20 protein-coding genes are annotated in these 18,203 nt (G+C 68.1%); 9 read left to right on the top strand and 11 right to left on the bottom strand.

Going from position 1 to position 18,203, the window contains the following annotated elements; translation table 11 throughout:
- Nucleotides 1-45 precede the first annotated feature (45 nt).
- Both ACT89H_RS07410 and ACT89H_RS07405 read right to left on the bottom strand, forming a co-directional pair.
- The gene (locus tag ACT89H_RS07410; RefSeq protein ID WP_445107763.1) at nucleotides 46-426 is read right to left on the bottom strand and encodes an NADH-quinone oxidoreductase subunit A; all 381 of its coding nucleotides are present in this window, start codon (nucleotides 424-426) and stop codon (nucleotides 46-48) included.
- A 464-nt stretch (nucleotides 427-890) separates the two neighbouring features.
- Nucleotides 891-1,310, bottom strand: a complete 420-nt coding sequence (locus tag ACT89H_RS07405) for an Rv3143 family two-component system response regulator (RefSeq protein ID WP_445107762.1) — start codon at nucleotides 1,308-1,310, stop codon at nucleotides 891-893.
- Between the two features lie 141 nt (nucleotides 1,311-1,451).
- On the opposite strand from ACT89H_RS07405, the gene ACT89H_RS07400 reads away from it, so the two are divergent.
- From ACT89H_RS07400 to ACT89H_RS07390, 3 genes are read left to right on the top strand one after another with little or no spacing between them, the layout of a single operon-like run.
- On the top strand, nucleotides 1,452-2,993 hold the full coding sequence (locus ACT89H_RS07400; protein WP_445107761.1) for a hypothetical protein: 1,542 nt from the start codon (nucleotides 1,452-1,454) through the stop codon (nucleotides 2,991-2,993).
- 3 nt (nucleotides 2,994-2,996) lie between these two features.
- Entirely contained in the window at nucleotides 2,997-3,440 is a 444-nt protein-coding gene (locus tag ACT89H_RS07395; RefSeq protein ID WP_445107760.1) for a hypothetical protein, read from the top strand.
- Nucleotides 3,437-4,894: an FHA domain-containing protein gene (locus ACT89H_RS07390; RefSeq protein WP_445107759.1), complete on the top strand. Its 1,458-nt coding sequence runs from the start codon at nucleotides 3,437-3,439 to the stop codon at nucleotides 4,892-4,894. Before ACT89H_RS07395 ends, ACT89H_RS07390 begins: the two co-directional genes overlap by 4 nt.
- A gap of 259 nt (nucleotides 4,895-5,153) precedes the next feature.
- Here ACT89H_RS07390 and ACT89H_RS07385 read toward each other — a convergent pair whose 3' ends face one another.
- The 4 genes from ACT89H_RS07385 to dinB all read right to left on the bottom strand — a co-directional run bounded on the left by ACT89H_RS07385 (nucleotide 5,154) and on the right by dinB (nucleotide 9,004).
- Entirely contained in the window at nucleotides 5,154-5,627 is a 474-nt protein-coding gene (locus ACT89H_RS07385; protein ID WP_445107758.1) for a DUF1772 domain-containing protein, read from the bottom strand.
- A gap of 107 nt (nucleotides 5,628-5,734) precedes the next feature.
- The gene (locus tag ACT89H_RS07380; RefSeq protein WP_445107757.1) at nucleotides 5,735-6,589 is read right to left on the bottom strand and encodes a class I SAM-dependent methyltransferase; all 855 of its coding nucleotides are present in this window, start codon (nucleotides 6,587-6,589) and stop codon (nucleotides 5,735-5,737) included.
- A 133-nt stretch (nucleotides 6,590-6,722) separates the two neighbouring features.
- The gene (locus tag ACT89H_RS07375; protein ID WP_445107756.1) at nucleotides 6,723-7,652 is read right to left on the bottom strand and encodes a nucleoside hydrolase; all 930 of its coding nucleotides are present in this window, start codon (nucleotides 7,650-7,652) and stop codon (nucleotides 6,723-6,725) included.
- A 110-nt stretch (nucleotides 7,653-7,762) separates the two neighbouring features.
- Nucleotides 7,763-9,004: a DNA polymerase IV gene (gene dinB, locus ACT89H_RS07370; protein ID WP_445107755.1), complete on the bottom strand. Its 1,242-nt coding sequence runs from the start codon at nucleotides 9,002-9,004 to the stop codon at nucleotides 7,763-7,765.
- 128 nt (nucleotides 9,005-9,132) lie between these two features.
- Here dinB and ACT89H_RS07365 point away from each other — a divergent pair, with 128 nt between their 5' ends.
- The 4 genes from ACT89H_RS07365 (at nucleotide 9,133) to ACT89H_RS07350 (ending at nucleotide 11,559) form a co-directional block, all read left to right on the top strand.
- Entirely contained in the window at nucleotides 9,133-9,513 is a 381-nt protein-coding gene (locus ACT89H_RS07365; RefSeq protein ID WP_445107754.1) for a BlaI/MecI/CopY family transcriptional regulator, read from the top strand.
- Complete coding sequence (locus ACT89H_RS07360; RefSeq protein ID WP_445107753.1) at nucleotides 9,510-10,460, top strand: M56 family metallopeptidase; 951 nt, start codon at nucleotides 9,510-9,512, stop codon at nucleotides 10,458-10,460. Before ACT89H_RS07365 ends, ACT89H_RS07360 begins: the two co-directional genes overlap by 4 nt.
- Before the next feature lie 155 nt (nucleotides 10,461-10,615).
- On the top strand, nucleotides 10,616-11,029 hold the full coding sequence (locus ACT89H_RS07355; protein WP_445107752.1) for an NUDIX hydrolase: 414 nt from the start codon (nucleotides 10,616-10,618) through the stop codon (nucleotides 11,027-11,029).
- A gap of 32 nt (nucleotides 11,030-11,061) precedes the next feature.
- Nucleotides 11,062-11,559 carry a hypothetical protein gene (locus tag ACT89H_RS07350; protein ID WP_445107751.1) on the top strand — a complete coding sequence of 166 codons (498 nt, stop codon included), beginning with the start codon at nucleotides 11,062-11,064 and terminating at the stop codon, nucleotides 11,557-11,559.
- 63 nt (nucleotides 11,560-11,622) lie between these two features.
- Here ACT89H_RS07350 and ACT89H_RS07345 read toward each other — a convergent pair whose 3' ends face one another.
- Genes ACT89H_RS07345 through ACT89H_RS07330 form a run of 4 tightly spaced genes read right to left on the bottom strand, consistent with a single transcriptional unit; the run spans nucleotide 11,623 to nucleotide 15,332 of the window.
- Nucleotides 11,623-12,222 (bottom strand): GTP-binding protein, encoded by a 600-nt coding sequence (locus ACT89H_RS07345; protein ID WP_445108245.1) that lies wholly within the window; start codon nucleotides 12,220-12,222, stop codon nucleotides 11,623-11,625.
- Nucleotides 12,203-12,577: a DUF742 domain-containing protein gene (locus ACT89H_RS07340; protein ID WP_445107750.1), complete on the bottom strand. Its 375-nt coding sequence runs from the start codon at nucleotides 12,575-12,577 to the stop codon at nucleotides 12,203-12,205. Before ACT89H_RS07340 ends, ACT89H_RS07345 begins: the two co-directional genes overlap by 20 nt.
- Nucleotides 12,578-12,585: 8 nt before the next feature.
- Nucleotides 12,586-12,999: a roadblock/LC7 domain-containing protein gene (locus ACT89H_RS07335; protein WP_355073958.1), complete on the bottom strand. Its 414-nt coding sequence runs from the start codon at nucleotides 12,997-12,999 to the stop codon at nucleotides 12,586-12,588.
- Nucleotides 13,000-13,001: 2 nt separating this feature from the next.
- On the bottom strand, nucleotides 13,002-15,332 hold the full coding sequence (locus ACT89H_RS07330; RefSeq protein ID WP_445107749.1) for a sensor histidine kinase: 2,331 nt from the start codon (nucleotides 15,330-15,332) through the stop codon (nucleotides 13,002-13,004).
- Nucleotides 15,333-15,518: 186 nt separating this feature from the next.
- Between ACT89H_RS07330 and ACT89H_RS07325 the strand changes: the two genes are divergently transcribed.
- Together ACT89H_RS07325 and ACT89H_RS07320 are read left to right on the top strand one after the other, a co-directional pair.
- Complete coding sequence (locus tag ACT89H_RS07325) at nucleotides 15,519-17,072, top strand: succinic semialdehyde dehydrogenase (protein WP_445107748.1); 1,554 nt, start codon at nucleotides 15,519-15,521, stop codon at nucleotides 17,070-17,072.
- 70 nt (nucleotides 17,073-17,142) lie between these two features.
- The gene (locus ACT89H_RS07320; protein ID WP_445107747.1) at nucleotides 17,143-17,565 is read left to right on the top strand and encodes an MmcQ/YjbR family DNA-binding protein; all 423 of its coding nucleotides are present in this window, start codon (nucleotides 17,143-17,145) and stop codon (nucleotides 17,563-17,565) included.
- A 4-nt stretch (nucleotides 17,566-17,569) separates the two neighbouring features.
- Here the strand turns inward: ACT89H_RS07320 and ACT89H_RS07315 are convergent, their stop codons facing one another.
- Nucleotides 17,570-17,893 (bottom strand): hypothetical protein, encoded by a 324-nt coding sequence (locus ACT89H_RS07315; RefSeq protein ID WP_445107746.1) that lies wholly within the window; start codon nucleotides 17,891-17,893, stop codon nucleotides 17,570-17,572.
- Between the last annotated feature and the right edge of the window lie 310 nt (nucleotides 17,894-18,203).

The following is an 18,203-nucleotide window of genomic DNA, read 5'->3' as shown; positions in this document are numbered from 1 at the left end:
AGTGACTCGCTTCCACTCGTCGGCTACGAATCGGCTGCGCGGCGGTCAGTCCCAGCTGAGCCCACCCCGCCGCCATTCGTAGGCGTAGGCCACCGAGACGTTGACGATGAACAACGCCATCGCGGCCAGACCGAAGAGACCGAGCGCATCGAAGTGGACTGCCCACGGGTAGAGGAACACGATCTCGATGTCGAAGATGATGAACAACATGGCGGTGAGGTAGTACTTCACCGGAAAGCGTTGCCCGGTAACGTTCCCCGGTCCGCCCGCCACGGCGTGCGGGGTGGGCTCGATACCGCATTCGTAGGCTTCCAGCTTCGCCCGGTTGTACCGTTTCGGGCCGACCAGGGCCGCCATGGCGATGGAGAACAGTGCGAACGCCGCCGCGATCGCACCGAGTACAAGAGTCGGCACCTCGATGTTCACGACTGCACTTCCCCTCCTTGCGAGCTGCAGCTGACAACAGCGTCCGAGGCGGGCTGACGTCGTTGTTCGCCTCGGCCGGACTCGCCCCTCGGCTTCACCCGGGGACGGTCATTACCGGATCCGTCTCCGTGTGAGATAGAGCACAGCCTACAACTGAAAGGGCGGACCGCAGCGCGTTTGGCGACGGCGTTTGATCGAATTCAGTACGACTATTTATGACCGAAACGGTGGTAATCCGCGGCGAGCCCGCGTGTCATTGGGTGAACGGTCAGTTGGCGCGGCGATATGTCAGGTACTGCGACGTCAAATGTGGTCCCGAGCGGGTTCGGAGTCGGCAACGACGACAATTGCGCGGCGGGCGGGGCCGTCGACGGGCCGCGGGCCCGGAGGTCGTCTTCCGGGGTATGGGCGCGCAGGCACGCCCGAGCCAACTAATTCATGATCGCCATGAATCGTCGAGGTGGTCAGGCCGCGGAACGGCTGCGCAGCAGAGCCACGACGGCGTCGGTGAGCCGGAGCGGATCGATGGGATGTGCCACCACCGCCTCCGCACGTGACCAGCTGGCCAGCCATGCGTCGTCGGGCCGGCCGGTGAGCACCAGCAGCGGAGGGCACGGGTCGACTTCGTCCTTCAACTGCTTGGCGATGCCGAGCCCGCCCGCCGGGGCGGCCTCGCCGTCGAGCACCGCCAGGTCGATGCCACCGGCATCCAGCTGAGCGATCACCACGGGTGCGGTGGCTACCTCCAGGTACTCGAACACCGGCAACTCCGGGCTCGGACGCTTGCCCAAGGCCTGGATCACCTGGCGCCTGGTGTCGGCGTCGTTGCTGTACACGAGAACCCGCAGTGGGGTGGAACGAGTGGAATCGGCCACGAACGGCATGGTACGTCCGCGAGGGCTTACCGCGTGGCAGGTTCGGCGCAGATGGTTCGCGCGCGTCGTGCGCCGCGCGTCACCAGTGCAGTCGTTGTCCGAAAGCCGATGGCAAGCAGTTGATAAGAATCTGCCGGTAGAGTCCGGCGAATGCGGGGAGATATCACGCAGGCCCTCGTCGGCACCGACGTGTGGACCGATGAATTGCTGGGCAGCGCCGGGATTCCGGTGATCGACGTACCGTTCGTGACCATCGGCAGTGGGATCGGATCGTTCGTCACCTACGACACGCTCCGGATCTTCGGTGTGCCCGCCGAGGCGATGGCGGTGCTCGGGCCGCAGGAGCACCCCTGGGCCTCCTACGAGTACCTCACCAGGGTGTCACAGATCCCCCGCGGTGAGCGCCTGCGCAGCGACTCGGCGTCGACACCGGACAACATCTGGGGCTTCCCGTCCTACGCGGTGCGGGAAGCGATCGCGGACAAGTCGATCAAGCCGCTGTGGAACGTCTTCGTCGAGCCGATCTTCGCCAATTACTACACCCCGCGGGCCGGTCAGGCGTTCGTCTCCATGGAGCGGGAATTCCACCGCGTCGGCTACGCCCGCTCCTTGCACAGAGGGCACGTGCGCATGGTCCGCAAGCGCCACGGCGGCGGATACTTCACCATCCTCACCCCGCCCGCGGGTTCGACGCCGACCAAGCGGGTCGCCTTCCGCAGTACGTATGTCCATGTCGCCGTGGGGTATCCGGGCCTGAAGCTGCTGCCGGACCTGCAGGAGTATCGCGAGACCCATCGGGACCCGACCCGTGTGGTCAATGCCTACGAGCCGCACGAGCACGTCTACCAGGCGCTGCAGCGGCGGCCCGGCACGGTGCTGATCCGCGGCAGCGGGATCGTGGCCAGTCGCGTCCTGCAACGGCTCATCGACGACCGGGACAGGTATCGGCTCGACACCCGGATCCTGCACTTGTTCCGCACGTATGTCGACGGCTCGCACGGCAAGAACATCTTCAGCAGACGTAAAGGCGGCGACGGGTGGGCCTACCAGGGCTTCAACTATCCGAAGTCGGTGTGGGGCGGTCAGCTCAAGCAGAAGGTGCGGCGGCTGCAAGGCGAGGAGCGGGCGCAGGCGTACAAGGAGATCTCCGGCACCAACACCCCCATCCGGAACAACTGGCAGGAACAGTTGCGCCGTGGTCGCCGGGAAGGGTGGTACCAGGTGATGGCGGGCACCATGCAGGCTCCGCGTCCGGCCGCGGGCCGGCAAGGGGTGGTCGCGACGATTCTTCCGGACGCCAGTGCGCCGCTGCCGTTTCCGCCGCCGACGCAACCGTTCGACACGACCGTCGACTACATCATCGACTGCACGGGCTTGGAAGCCGACGTCCGGGAGCACCGGCTGCTGGCCGACCTGCTCGACCACGCCGGTGCGGGACGCAATCCGCTCGGCCGGCTCGACGTGGACACGACCTTCGAGCTGATCGGCACCCGCAGCGGCACGGGGCGGATGTACGCCTCCGGCAGCGCGACGCTCGGCGGGCCGTTCGCCGGCGTGGACACCTTCCTCGGCTTACAGATCGCCGCGCAGGAGATCGCCGACGATCTGGCCGCGCTCGGTTTCTGCCGGAGGATGGGTCCGCTGCGCTCGACGCGGCAATGGTGGCTGTGGGTTACGAACGAGAAGATCTGAGCGATGCTTCCTACTTTGAACGGGCGAATCCAGACCCGTCTGCTCGCGCTGAGCGTGATCGGCTTCGTCGTCGCGCTGCTCATCACCCCGTTCCTGCCGACCGGCTCGTTGAGCATCGGTCAGGCGTACCGGGTGACGTCGTCGGTGCTCCTTGCGACCGTTCTGGTCGGTGTGCTCTGGGAACTGCTCTACCATTTGCTGCAGCAATTCCGCTGGGAGAAGGACTGGCCGACCTTGTTCGGGCTGGTCACCATCCTCAATGAGGGAGTGCTGATCTGGGTGCTCGTGCGCTACACCACGGTGGTGCTGCCCGAGCATCTGCGTCCGTCGCTCGCGGCATTCCTGATCCAGTTCGTCATCACGTGGATCGTCTTCTGGCTCATCGTGAACGGGCCCATGCGCGTGGTGTTTCATCGGTGGCGCTTCCAAGGCGGCCGGTTCCTGTGAACGCGCAGATCGAGGTATTGCCCGGCGCGCACCTGGTGGCGAGCGAGAGCGGCGCCGTCGTGGTCGTCGCGCACCGGGGTGACGGGCTCGTCACGGCGGACACGGTCGCGGCCCGCGCGATGGCGGCGCTGCTGGACATCGTGCGCGAAGCCGTCGCGCACGACCGGCGCCGCAGCGGGCGTGCCGTGGCGCGACTGGCCACTACCTGGCTGATGAGCCTGTCCAACGGCGAGGAGGATGAGGTCGAATTCGGAGTGATCACACCGGTGGACGACGGCCTCGCGGTGTTCCTGCACGGTGGGGTCACCGCGGTGCTCGCCGGTCCGGGCCACACGGAGGTGCTGCGCGGCCGGGACGCCGGATTCACCGTGGACCGCGTAACGCTCGCACCCGGCAACGGTGCCGGGCTGTTCGTGGACGAGGCGGGCTGGACTGCGGAATCACTGCCGGGGCGCGGGATCCTGTCGCTCGATGCGGGGACCGCACCGGGTTCGGGCGCGGTGCTGTGGTCGGGTGCGATCGGTGACGAGCCGGACAGCCACGGTGCCGCCGACTCCCCGCGGCAACCTCACGCCGGCTCCGCACCGCAATCCGGCGCGGAGCCGTCGCACATCGAGCCACGACCGCAGTCCGAACCGCATCACGTCCAGGGCCGGCCGCCGATGCCGGATCCGACCCCGGCGCCGCAGTCGAATCTCACCGCCGGACCGCAGGCAGCGCCGCGACCACACCGTCCCGGAGCGCAGCCGGGACCGGAGGAGTCCGGAGCCCACCCGCGGTCGGCGCCGAACCTGCGTAAGGAAGAGAATTCCGGCGACGCCGCGACGGAAGTCGATCTCCAGGCACCGGCACGGCCCGCGCACCGTACCGATCGCGATCACGCGATCGCCACCGACGCGGATCTCGCCGAGACGATGGTGCCCTCGGCCGGGGTCGTCGCGGACGCACTCGGATCGACCGGTTCGAACACGCTGGGACATCGGGTGATCGTGCAGGGTTTCCAGTGCGCCCGGCATCACCACAACGATCCGCGGGTGTCGTTCTGCGCGGTGTGCGGTATCCGGATGGATCAGCTCACCTGCGTGCTCAGCGAAGGGGTGCGCCCGCCGCTCGGTGTGCTGCTGCTGGACGACGGCACATCGTTCGTCCTGGACAGTGACTGTGTTCTCGGCCGCGAGCCGGAGCATTCGGAGGCGGTCGCGCGTGGTGCGCGTCCGGTGCGGCTGGACGACAGCTCGGGTGGAATGTCGCGGGCGCACGCGGAGATCCGCCTGGTCGACTGGGATGTCACGGTCGTGGACGGCGGTTCCACCAACGGCACCCACATCCGTCATCCCGGACGCCAGGACTGGGTCCGGGCGGTCCCCGGCCAGCCGGTCGCCCTCGCGCCTGGCGCCCAGATCCAACTGGGCGGACGCGTACTGACCTTCGACTCCCAGCACGGACAGCTCTAGCCGCGGCGCCGCCCGGAAGGATATGGTCGCCGCGATGCTTGCACGCGGGGCACCGAAGCCGGGAAGTCCCGCCGAACTGGAGGTCTGGCGGTGGCGTTGGGTACGTTCGCCCAGGGCTGTCCGGTGGGCATGAGGACCGCGCAGCGACTCCCGGCGTTCATCCGCATCCACATCGGCATCGACGGTCGCTACGCCTTCCACCTGTCCGACCTCGGTGGCATTCCCGGAAGCTGCGCAGACATACCGCCGCCCAGCGTATTCAGCTCGCTACAGTGGCGGCGAAGAGACACCCGACCGCGACGGCTTGCAGGGTCGCGCGGGGGATGGCGACGCTGTCCCACTTCCGTTGGAGCGTTCTGATGGCGCCGAGGGTCTCGCCTTTCAGGGCTGCTTCGGTCATGGCACGGTTGATGGGGGCATTGATCCGCAGGTAGATGCCGAGCCAAGCCAGTAGAGCGGTGAGAGCCACGCTGTCGAGCACGATCGTTCCGGGTTTTTCCTGGATGATGGCCACTAGCGTGGCCGCTCCCGTCGCGACTGTGCCTCCTATGCCTGGTATCACGAGTCTTCGGTCGCCGTATAAATGGACGAACCCGCTCAAAGCGCCAAGAGCATGGTCGTCGAGGTGCGTCAACGCGGGGCGAAGTACGGTGGCGGCGAAGATGTCGGCCCCGTAGATGACAGCGGTGCCCATGATCGCGATGGCGGTGAGGATGACGTGCGCTGTACCCACAAGGTCTCCATTCTGTGAACCGTCCCCGAGTTCGATGCGCGAGGCCCCTTGGTTCACTCGGGCGAGGGACGCTGGGAAAAGGCGATCACCGTCGCAGATCCGGGCGCTCAGATGTGACGGAAACGGATGATCCCCGACCACGGGTTGCGCACGGGTTTGCGGGGATCGGGCTGGGGCAAGTAGGTGAACGGTCGCAGGTACCAGGGTGCACGGCGGAATTTGCGGGCGTGCAGTAGCAGGCTTTCGAGTTCGATGGGCTGCCAGCCGAGGTCTTCGAAGAAGCGGATCCCGTTGGGCGGCTCGAACTTCATCGGCGCGTTGGCGAAGGTGTCTCCGGAGCGCATCTTCTTCATGCCCAGGCTCAGGTCCAGCAGCCACCAGGCGATCTCGGGGCGGGTCAGGGCGTGCGCCAGATCGGTGACCGTCGGCGGGTCGAGGTACATGAGCAGGCCCTCGGTGAGCACGAGGGCTTTCGACGCGGGCGTGGTGGCAGGGCCGATCGCGCCCAGCGCCTCGTCGAGGAACTTCGCGCGGGAGTCCGGGTCGGCCAGATCGACCGCGCGGCGGATGAGCACACAGTGCGGTGTCGCACCGGCCAGCGCGCTGTCCTTCTCTGCGACGAGTTCGGGCAGGTCGGCCTCGATCCAGAGCAGCTCGTCCGGCAGATCGAGCCGATAGGGGCGGGTGTCCAGACCGGCGGCGAGGTTGAGGACGCGGTCGCAGCCTTCGCTGATCGCTGTGGCGACGAGGTCGTCGATCAGCTTGGTCCGGGTGACGATCGGCCACCCGTCGCGCATCATCGGCGGTGCGTTGTCGGCGATCGCGTGGCCGCGTTCGCCTGCCAGCCGGTCGGCGAGCGGATCGCGGAACAGTGCGTCCGGGCGTTCGGTTTCGCGGGCCCGGTAGGCCGCGACCCAGCGCGCGGTGTCCGAGACGTTGGACGGTACATCCCCTCGGGTCATGCGAGCCAGTCTGTCACATTCGTCGAGTCCTTTTCGGCGCCGGCGGTAGTGGTCGCTCGGCGTGGGTGGCGAGCATCAACAGCGGTGGAAGGCGTCGGAGCCGACCTCGGCCGGGTCGAGCAGACGGGTTCGGCTAAATATCGGTTCCATGCTCTGCAGCAGGGTGACGCACCAACTTCGATTCGACACGCTCCAAGCGGTCGACCAGCCAACGTCGGAATGCTAGATAATCGGCGCTTCGCGCGATATATGCCGTGGCATCGCCGTGCGTCAACCGCCCGGCGTCATCCAGACCGATGTCGACGGATGTCGCGGCGAGGAACGGCATACCGACGGAATGAGCCAAAGTGATCGGACCATGTAAAGTGACATACTTGCTGAACTCGTGGAACCACAAGTCCAGATGTAGGCGAAGCAGGGTTCGCGCTGGGTCCACCCCTTTTTTTAGTACGTCGTACTCGATGGAATCCTCGGTCAGCGCATTGAACGGGTGGAAGGAAATATCTGCCGGCACGATCCACGGGTGTATCCCGGATTCGAAGACATAGCGTGCCGCTGCCGTATCGAGTTCGATATTCCGATGCGGGCCCTCCTCTGCGAAATTGGACGCGCCCTCTTGTTGGGTCACCACAAGACGATCGCCTATCCCAGGGTTCTCCTGGAGCAGGCGCGCAAGGTTGGACATCGGCCCCAAGCCGACCCACCCGACCCGGCCGTCACTTCGCTCGAGAACCTTCATGACCGCCGCACCGACATCCCCCGGCTGAGGGCCGATCAAATCCGGTACCAGGCCCTCAGCCGTCCAGCTGTGGTCGTTGCCCAGATCCGCGCCCGCGACGACCGCGACGTCGCCGCGGCCCATCAAATCCAGCAGACAACGGGCCAGCCGGGCCCTGCGATCGCCATGCTCGTCACTGGTGATCACCAACGACAGAGCGGGCACACCCGCGGCGACCGCCAGTGCGAGCGCGTCGTCCGGCTCGCCACCGATAGCCATATCCACAATAAGCGGCATCGGCGACGGCTCCGGCCAATCGACCGATCGCCGCTCCAGCCCCTCCATCCCCGAGCCGAGCGGAACGGGATTCCGCGTATACTCCGACCAGTCCCTATTCCCGTCCACCCGAACTTCCTTCCGTATCGGTACTACCGGTGTTCGCGTACACGGGCCTGTCAGTCGGGGAGAAGGGGGACCGATAGGCCCTCGCCGCGGTGCAGGAGGGCGGCGCGGGTGACGGCGGCCGAGCCGAAGCGCTTGCGCAAGTCGTCGAGGGTCGCGTCGAGGCGGTTGGCGGCGCGGGCCTCGAAGGGCAGGGTGAGCTGCACCGAGGCAGCGTCGTCGAGGTTGGTCAGCGCGAGACCGATCAGGGTGAGGCCGCGTTCCTGGATCAACGGCATCGCGCCGGCGAGCAGGGTGCGGGCCGCGTGCAGGATCGTCTCGGTGTGGTCGGTGGCCCCGGCGAGCGTGTGAGAGCGGGTGGCCCGGGTGAAATCGTCGAAACGCAAACGCAGCACCACGGTTCGGCATACGCGGTCGGCGGCGCGCAGGCGCCTGCCGAGCCGATCGGTGAGCCCGTGCAGGTAGGCCTCGATCTCGTCGGGCGGCCGGTGCGCGCGGCCGAGTGCGCGTTGGGCGCCGATCGAGCGCCGCCGCCGACCGGTCTCGACCCGGCGCGGATCGCGCGCCCAGGACAGAGCGTGGAGATGGCGGGCCGCGGCGGGACCGACGATCGCCCGCAGCGGGCGCTCGCCCAACTCGGCCAGTTGGCCGACTCGGGTGATGCCGTGCTCGTGCAACGTTCGCGCGGTGACTTCGCCTACGCCCCAGAGTCTTTCGATCGGCAGCGGATGCAGGAAATCCAGTTCGCCATCCGGCGGTACCAGTCGTAACCCGTCGGGTTTGGCGACGGCGCTGGCCACTTTGGCGAGGAACTTGGTGCGGGCGATGCCCACCGAGATGGGCAAACCGACCCGGTCGCGGACTTCCGCGCGCAGCCGCGTCGCGATGACGACCGGCTCGCCCGCGATCCGGCGCAGGCCGCTCACGTCGAGGAACGCCTCGTCGATCGAGATGCCCTCGACCACGGGCGTGGTGTCGCGAAAGATCTCGAAGACGGCTCTGCTGGCCTCGGCGTAGGCGGACATGCGGGGCGGCACCACGATCGCGTGCGGGCACAACCGGCGCGCCTGACCGCCGTTCATCGGGGTGCGTACTCCGAACGCCTTCGCTTCGTAGCTGGCCGCCAGGACGACTCCGCCGCCGACGATCACCGGCTTGCCGCGCAGCCGCGGGTCGTCACGCTGCTCGACCGAGGCGTAGAACGAGTCGAGGTCGGCATGCAGGATCGATGCCTCCGGCCGCGCGAGGATCCGGGGCCTGCCGGATCGGGAGACGGGCGCATCGGACACGAACATATGTTCGCACAGGCCTCCGACATTGTGGGTCGTCGCGGATGGATCTACTGGTTGCCTCCGTAGTAACCCGTCGCAGCCGGTAACCTGTTCCCACGACGGGGCACAGCTCGGATGAGGGAGTCGGTACGGTGCGTGGATTCGGGGACCTGGAGGCGGTGATCATGGACCGCATCTGGGATCAGGACGCAGAGGACACAACGGTGCGCGAGATCTTCGACGAGCTGTCGGCTCAGCGCGACATCGCATACACGACGGTGATGTCAACCATGGACAACCTGCATCGCAAGGGCTGGCTGGCGCGCGAACGCGCGGGCAAGGCCTATCGATATTGGGCGACGCTCACCCGGGAAGAGCACAGTGCCCGGCTCATGCTGGAGGCACTGGGTTCCGGCGGACGCTCGGATCTGGTGCTCAGCCATTTCGTCGATCGGATCAGCGCCGAGGAGTCGGCCGGCCTGCGGGCCGCGCTACGCAGGCTCGCGGCGCGCAAGTCACCAGAAGTACCGTGAGCCTGGCTCTGGCACTGACGCTGTACGGCGGCGTCGTGGCGACCTTCGGTCCGCCCGTGCTGCGCAGACTGACCCACCGCGGGATCGCGCCGCGGCTCGGTGTGATCGCCTGGGTGGTCGCGATCATCGGTGCGCTGAGCGCATGGGGCGTCGCGGCGGCACTGCTGACCGTCGAGTTCGCCACCTACTGGGGACATCCGAAGGACGCGTTGCGCGCGTGCACCACATTCCTGTTGACTCCGGTGGATGCGCACGGCGCCGCGGCCGGCCACGCGGCCACGTTCGCGGTGGCGGCATTGGTGGCCACCGGCACCGTCGCGCTGGTGGCGCGCGCCGTGGGTGTCGTGATGGACATGCGCAGGCGCACCAGCGTCCACGCGCGGGCGGTGCGCCTGGTCGGCAGACCGGTGCCGGGTATCGGGGCGGTCGTGCTCGACTCACCGCAGCGGCAGGTGTACTGCGTACCGGGACGGCCCGACACCATCGTGGTCACGACCGCCGCGTTGGAGGCGCTGGACGACGATCAACTCGCCGCGGTGCTCGCGCACGAACGCGCGCACCTGTCCGGCAGGCACGCGGCGTTGACGGCGGTGCTGCGCGCGATATCCAGCACACTGCCCGGCCTGCGGTTGTTCACCGGTGGTGCGGCCGAGATCGCCCGGCTGCTGGAGATGTGCGCCGACGACAAGGCCGCAGGCGAGCACGGTTCGCTGCCACTGCTGGGCGGACTGCTGGCGATCGTCGGAATCACCGAGCCCGCGCCGCCGGGTGCGCTGGCCGCGGCGGGCACGGCGGTACTGGCCCGCGCCGAGCGGCTGGCCGACCCGGTCGGCGCGATCCGGCGCGCCACCACCCGCACCGCCCTGCTCGGCGTGATCGCCATGACGGTCACCGGGTCGGCGCTGGCCGCGGCGACGGTCGCCTGTGTCGGCACGCTGCTGAACTGAGTACGAGAAGGAGTCCGACCAGGTCGACGCCCTGGCCGCCACCGCGCCGAGTGCGACGGTGCACCTGCTCGGCGCCACGAGCGGCGGTGCGGCGGGGCACCGCGAGGACCACGGCCGATTCCGCGGTCACCGCCGCGCGGCGATAGGCTGCGGCGGTGGCGGACGGGCGAGTGCGGCAACTGATCGACACGGTGGCATGGGTGCGGATCGAGGAGGGGCGCATTCTCTGCGCCAGACCGCGTGGCAAGGACGTCTTCTACATCCCGGGCGGCAAGCGCGAGGGCGGCGAGACCGATCTGCAGACTCTGCTGCGCGAGATCGAGGAGGAACTCACCGTCGCGCTGCTGCCGGAGACCGCCGCGCACGTCGGCACCTACGAGGCGGTACACGGCCCGGCGGACGGTGCGCTGGTGCGGATGAGTTGCTATACCGCGGATTACCGCGGAACGCTGGCGGTCAGCAGCGAAATCGAAGAGGTCGCGTGGTTCTCCTATGCCGACCGCGCCCTCGTGCCTCCGGTCGATCAGTTGCTGTTCGACGATCTGGTAGACGCGGGCCTGCTGCGGTGAATCGCGGGTCGAACAGCGCTGCCGTCGGCGGTATGTCCTGGTTTCGGCCGCTGCTGCGCTACGCTGCCTACGCACTCCGGGCGCTGCCGCTGGCGCCGCGGCGAATCCCGACCCGGCTGCGCGTGCCGCGGCGAATGCTCGGCGAATCCGTTCTGCCGCAAAGGTTCTCGGCCCTCCGGTCGGTGTCGCACTCGGTCCTCAGTGGTGGGGTGGGCCTGCTGGCGTGGTTCCTGGCGTTTCTCGCGGTCCTCGGCGCGTTCCGTGGGGTGTGCTATCCACTCGTAGCGCGCGATGATTTCGAAAACTCTTGGGGCGGGCCGACCTTGGCGGGGGCTTGGGCGGTGCACGCCGCGCTCGGGCTCGGATTGCTGCCGGCGTGGCTGTTGCTCCTGGCCGGGCTGGGCGCGCTCCAGTTGTGGCTCACCCGCGGCCTGCTCGGCCGCAACGGGCCGCGGTGGCCCGTTCCCGTCGCGGTCGCGATGATCGCTGGTGGCGCGCTGCTGTTCGTCGCCTCGATGCGGCAGATGTGAGCCCCGAACACTCGGGGCGCCGTCACCGGGAGCCGGGCCCCGGGTGGGGAATAGCGGGACCGCTCAGGTGATGGCGCGTGCGCGCTGCGCCCGCTGGATCAGGTACTCGAGGAGGGTGAGCAGGACGTCCTTGCAGGAGCTGCGGTTGCGGGCGTCGCAGAGCATGATGGGGGTCATCGAGTCGATGTCCAGGGCGTCACGTACTTCGTCGATCGTGTATCGCGGCGCGCCGTCGAAGCAGTTGACCCCCACCATGAACGGCAGACCGCGCCGCTCGAAGAAGTCCACGGCGGCGAAGGAGTCGCCCAGCCTGCGGGTGTCGGTCAGCACGACCGCGCCCAGCGCGCCGCGGGACAGTTCGTCCCAGAGGAACCAGAACCGGTCCTGGCCGGGGGTGCCGAACAGGTAGAGCACCAGGTCGCGGTCGATGGTGAGTCTGCCGAAGTCCAGGGCGACCGTGGTCGTGGACTTCTGCTCGACGCCCGACAGATCGTCGATGCCGGTGCTCACCTCGGTGATCAACTCTTCGGTGCGCAGTGGCGCGACTTCGCTGATCGCGGAGACCATCGTGGTCTTGCCGACGCCGAACCCGCCGGCGACGAGGATCTTGACCGAGGCGGCCAACTGCGGTGTGCCGCTCGGGTCAAAGTTTTCGGATTCCATCGTGTACCGCTCGCAATATGTTGAGGTCATCGGGTCCGGCCTCCGTCGGAACGGGAGCACGGAAGATCAGTTGCCCGTCGCCGATCAGGTCACCGACGAGGATCTTCGTCACCGCCAGCGGCAAACGCAACTGTGCGGAGAGTTCGGCGACGGTCTGCGAGACCCGGCACAGGCGGAGGATTTCGGCGTACTCGGGTTCGCTGCGTCGCAGTGCGGACGCGGAGGTGTCCGCGACCACGGTGGTGAGCATATCCAGTTCGGGTCCAGCGCTACTGGTGCGTCCGCGGGTCAGCGCGTAGGGACGCACCAGCGGGCCTGCCGCATCGTCGAACCAGGGCTCACGCGGATCGGTCATGACGGTCGCTACTCGACATGTCCGACGAGGTCTTGGCGCGGGGTCGTGGACAGGTAGTTGCCTACGCGCTGGACGGTCAGGTTCATCTCGTAGGCCACCATGCCGAGATTGGCCGATTCGGCGGCTTGCAATGCCAGGCAGGCGTTGTCGCCCGCGGAGGTCACGAACAACACCGCGCGGTCGAGTTCGATGACCGCTTGACGGACACCGCCGCCGTCGAACCGGTTGCCGGCGCTGCGCGCCAGCCCGTAGAGCGCCGAGGACATCGCGCCGAAGTGTTCGGCGTCCTCGCGGTTCATTCCGCTGGAGCGACCCAATAGCAGTCCGTCGGTGGACAGCACCACCGCGTGGCGCACGCCGGCCAGCCGGTCGACGAGATCGTCGAGCAGCCAATTGAGATCACCTGCGGGAGAAGCGGACACACCTAGCCTTCCTGTTCGTCGGAGATGACAGCGCGACGGCCCTGTCTGGTCCCGTTCTCGATCGCGGACATCAGATCACGGGCGTGCTCGGCGGAGTGGGCCGGCCGCACGGGTGCGGCCTGCTCCGGAACCGGCTGCGCCGATTGCGGTGCGAGGCTGGGCTGTCGGTGCCTGCGGGGCAGCGCCGGACGGCCGTCCGGACCCGCTTGTGTCGGCGCTTCGGTGTACGAGCGAGGTCCGTAGCGCGGGGGCGTGGCGGGTGCGGCAGGCAGGGTCGCCACCGGCGACGCCGCGGAAGTCACCGGATCCGTCGCGACCGCGGTACCGACGGTGAGCGTGCGCCGGCTGCCCGGATCGGTGAGCTGCGGCGGTGTCTGCGGCGCGGCGGAATCGGCCGCGACCAGCGCGGACGGAATGAGCACGATGGCCTTGATCCCGCCGTAGTCGGAGTCCGACAGCCGCACCGCGACGCCGTGACGCGTGGCCAGCTGCGCGACCACGAACAGCCCGAGCCGCGAGTCCTCCGACAGCGCCGCCACGCCGAAATCCGGCGGGTTGCGCAACATCTCGTTCGCCTTGGCCAGGTCGGCTTCGGACATGCCCATGCCCTGGTCACCGATCTCGACCACGACGCCTTTGCCGACCACGTTGCCGGTCACCTCGACCCGCGACTGCGGCGGAGAGAAGGAGGTCGCGTTGTCCACCAGCTCCGCGAGCAGGTGGACGAGATCGGCGACCACCGTTCCGAGCACGTGGATCTCGGGCAGTCGCGCCACCCGGACCCGCGTGTAGTCGAGGGTCTCACCGACGGCGCTGCGCACCAGATCGACCAGCGGAACCGGGTTGCGCCACTGCCTGCCCGGCTTGCCGCCGCCGAGGATGGTGAGGTTCTCGGCGTTGCGCCGCTCCCGGGTCGCGAGATGATCGAGGCGGAACAGGGTGTCGAGCAGGACCGGGTCCTCCTGCCGCTGCTCGGCTTCATCGAGGATTTCCAGTTGCCGGTGGACGACGATCTGGCTGCGATGCGCGATGTTCAAGAACACCGCCTTGACGCCTTCCCGGGTACGAGCCTCGGCTACCGCCGCGGAGACGGCCGCGGAATGCGCGTGCTGGAACGCCGTGGCGACCTGGCCGATCTCGTCGCTGCCGTAGTCCAGGTTCGGGGATTCGGCCGCGGGATCGACGGTCTCGCCCTCGCCCAGCCTGCGCATCATCTCCGGCAGCCGTTCATCGGCCATAGCCAGCGTCTGGGCGCGCAACCGCTTCAACCGGCGGATGACCCGATCGGCGAGCACCACGGCGATGAGAAACGCCAGCACGCTGACCACCAGCACGCCGCCGCCGGCGAACGCGGATCTGGTCGCGGTCGCGGCGGCCTTGTCCTCCGCGAGTTTCTGCGATACCCGGTTGTGCGCGGTCCAGGCATCGATCAGGCCGCGGTTGACCTCGGCGGCGACGCTGTGCCATTCCTGCGTGCTCAGCGGAGGCGGACCGGGCGAACGGGCACCGCTGCCGGATGTGCTCGAACCGGTCGCCGACGCGGCCGGGGCGACGGCGCGCTGGGCTATGGCGTTCTCCATCGTGGTCAGCTGCTGCCAAGCCGGCCCCGCGGTCAGCGTCCGCAGTTGACGCTGCTCGGTGCCCTGCAGTTCCGCGCTGAGTGCGGCGATCTCGGTGTGATAGAAGCCGACCTGCCGCAGGTACTCCTCGGCGGGAATGGCGGGTGCGGCGGCGCCGTCGACGTACAGGCCGCCGAGCGCGTTGCTGCGCGCCATCGCCTCGGTGGCGTTGAACAGGCGCATGCCGGTGGCGATGCGCACGCCGATCTCGGTGTCCGGCGCGGTCTGCTCGGCGATTTTCGTACCCACGGAGATCACGTCGAGCAGGCGATTGAAGAACAGGTACGCGTCCGCGGGCGGCAGCGCCGCCGCGTCGACGCCGGAACGCACCGCGGCCATGTTCTGAGTCAGGGTGGTGAAGTCGGCGACGTTGTCGCCGAGCTTGGAGTCGTCGACGTCGCGGAGGCCCTCGGAGGCCTGGATCAAGCCGCGCAGCGCCCCGTCCATCCGCATCCGCGCCGCGCCGAGCGGGGCCGCCGCCGTGGGGTCACCGCTCAGCTGCGCGAGTGTCAAATATCGTTCCTGCTGAACCGCCTCCATCAACTCCCTGGTCGAGGAGATGGCCTTCTGGTTCTCGGCGGCCCAGTCCTTGGCTTTGGTTCCTTCCGCGACCAGATAGCTCGCAGCGCCCACGCCGACGACAAGCAGAGTCAGGCTCGGAATGAGCGCGATCGCCAGAATCCGGGCGCGAACCCCGAGCCTCGCTCTGAACATCGGCACAACGTAATCCACGAGCCCGGCGATTCGGGCGTCGTGTCCCGCTGAGCGGGACTGGATTTGACGTGACAGCGTCCTGGTGATTCGGCCGACGATCTGATGGAACGCATTGCGAGTTCATGGCGCCTCGGTGGCGGCGTAGATTGTCCGTATCCCTCGGTTACTCACAAGTAGGAGGCAACGATGCCCGCGCCGGAAGCCGATGTATTCGACCGCCTCAGCGCGCTGGCCGCGATCGAGGCGCCCGCAGAACGTCAGCGCAAGACGATCGCCGAGACCTTCACTGGAAAGCCGCTGGGCAGCGTGCCGGTCGGCACCGTGGCCGATGTCGCCGCCGCCTTCGACAAGGCCCGGCTCGCGCAGGAACGCTGGGCGGCCAGACCGGTGGCCGAACGCGCCGCCGTACTGGATCGTTACCGCGCACTGGTGGTGGAGCACCGCGCATTCTTGATGGACGTGCTGCAGGCCGAGACCGGCAAAGCTCGCTGGGCGGCTCAAGAAGAAATCATGGGCTTGATGTTCGCGGCCCGCTATTTCGCCAGAACCGCGCCGGGCCTGCTGGGCGGCCACCGGGTACCTGGCGCCTTTCCGGTGCTGAACCGGGCCTCCGTGCGGTACCAACCCAAAGGCGTCGTCGGCGTCATCGCCCCGTGGAACTATCCGCTGCTGCTGTCGATCGGCGATTCGATACCGGCGCTGATCGCGGGCAACGCGGTGGTGGTCAAGCCCGACAGCCAAACTCCGTTCTCCACGCTGGCCGGTGCGGAGTTGCTCTACCGGGCCGGTCTGCCGCGGGAGTTGCTCGCGGTCGTCCCCGGGCCGGGCGGCGTCGTCGGCACCGCGATCGTCGAGGCCTGCGATTACCTGATGTTCACCGGCTCATCGTCGACCGGCCGCACCCTGGCCGAACAGTGCGGCCGCAGACTGATCGGCTTCTCCGCCGAACTCGGCGGGAAGAATCCGATGATCGTGACCGCGGGCGCCGACTTGGACAAGGCAGCGCGGGCGGCGGTGCGCGCCTGCTTCTCCAACGCCGGGCAGTTGTGCATCTCGATCGAGCGGCTCTATGTCGAGCGGCAAGTGGCCGCGGCGTTCACCGAGAAATTCGTCGCCGCTGTGAACGCCGCGAGACTCGGTGCCGCCTACGACTATTCGACCGACATCGGCAGCCTCATCTCCGAAGCGCAACTGGAGACGGTAGCCAAGCACGTCGCGGACGCCACCTCGAAGGGAGCGAAGGTGCTGACCGGCGGTAAGGCCCGCCCGGATCTGGGCCCGCTGTTCTTCGAGCCGACCGTGCTCGGCGAGGTGACCGACGAGATGGAATGCGGCCGCAACGAAACCTTCGGCCCGCTGGTGTCGATCTATCCGGTCGACGATGTCGAGGAGGCCGTGCGGCTGGCCAACGACACCGACTACGGTCTCAACGCCTCGGTCTGGGCGGCGAGCAAGTCCGAAGGCGAGCGGATCGCGGCGCGGCTGCACGCGGGCACGGTCTGTGTGGACGAGGGCTACGCGCCGGCATGGGGCACCACCGGGGCTCCGATGGGCGGTATGGGCAGCTCCGGTGTGGGGCGCCGGCACGGGCCGGACGGCCTGCTCAAATTCACCGAGCCGCAGTCGATCGTGGTCACGCGTTTCATGAATCTCGACGCGCCGAAGCTGTTCCCCAAGGGCAAGTGGCAGCCGTTCCTGATGACCGTTGCCCGCAGTCTGCGTTTCCTGCCCGGGCGCTGACGCACGACTTCCGTCCGGGTGGTCGTGCCCACCCGGACGGAAGTGGCCGGTCACACCATAAGCTGCTCGCATGCGGACCGGTTCTGGGCGGGCGCGCCTCGCCGACGTGCACGAAGTGGCCTCGGGTATGCCCTATGTGACGCGCGTCGACGGACCGCGCGGTAACCCGATCTACCAGGTCGGCGGCAAATCGTTCGTGTTCTTCCGCAATCCACGCCCGGACGCCGTCGACCCGGTGACCGGCGAACGCTACGCCGATGTGATCGTGATCTGGGTGCCATCGGAGTCGGACAAACAAGCACTGGTCCAGGATCCGGACTCGCCGTTCTTCACCACGCCGCATTTCGACGGGCATCCGTCGGTCCTGGTGCGCGCGGCCCACCTCGGCGAACTGAGCCGCCAAGAGCTCACCGAGGTCATCCAGGACGCCTGGTTGTCGCGGGCCTCGCGTAAGCGCGCGGCCGACTGGCTTGCCGCCCATCCGCCGCGCTGAGCGGTCACTTCCGGATGAAAATGCCTGCGATGTCGGCGTTCTTGATCGGGGTGTCGGCGTTGGCCTGGGCTCCACACAACAGATCGACCGAGACGATCGTCGCGTCCACCACCGTCCCCGCCGGTTCGCGGTCGTCCTTGCTTTGCTGCTTGACGAACTTGGTGATCGTCGTGCGCTTGGCGTCCTGGTTCTGCTTGACGTACTCGCTGCAGGGGGTATCGCCGCCGCGGTTGAGCGCGCGTTCGATATCGGTGCAGCCCACGAGCGCCATGGCGACCATCGCGATCCCGAGGCCGGTTCGGCCGGTTCGTGACAGCGTGGCGTTCATGGGACTCCTCCTGACGGTTCGGCGGCGCCGCCCGCCGCAATCGGGCTCCAGAGTAGGCGTACCTCCGCCTTCGCTGCGGCCATGCGCGGAATGAGGACGGACTGCGTCCGGCTGTGCCCGTTATGCGTACCTCCGCCTTCGCTCCGGCCATGCGCGGGGCTAAGGACGGACTGCGTCCGGCTGTGCCCGTTATGCGTACCTCCGCCTTCGCTGCGGCCATGCGCGGGGCTGAGGACGGACTACGTCCGGCTGCGCCATTTTATGCGTACCTCCGCCGTCGCTGCGGCCGTGCGCGGGGTTGAGGACGGAC

The organism is Nocardia aegles (genome assembly GCF_052545135.1).
The sequence above is the reverse complement of the archived record's forward strand: the minus strand, read 5'-3'. Positions and strand labels throughout refer to the sequence as shown.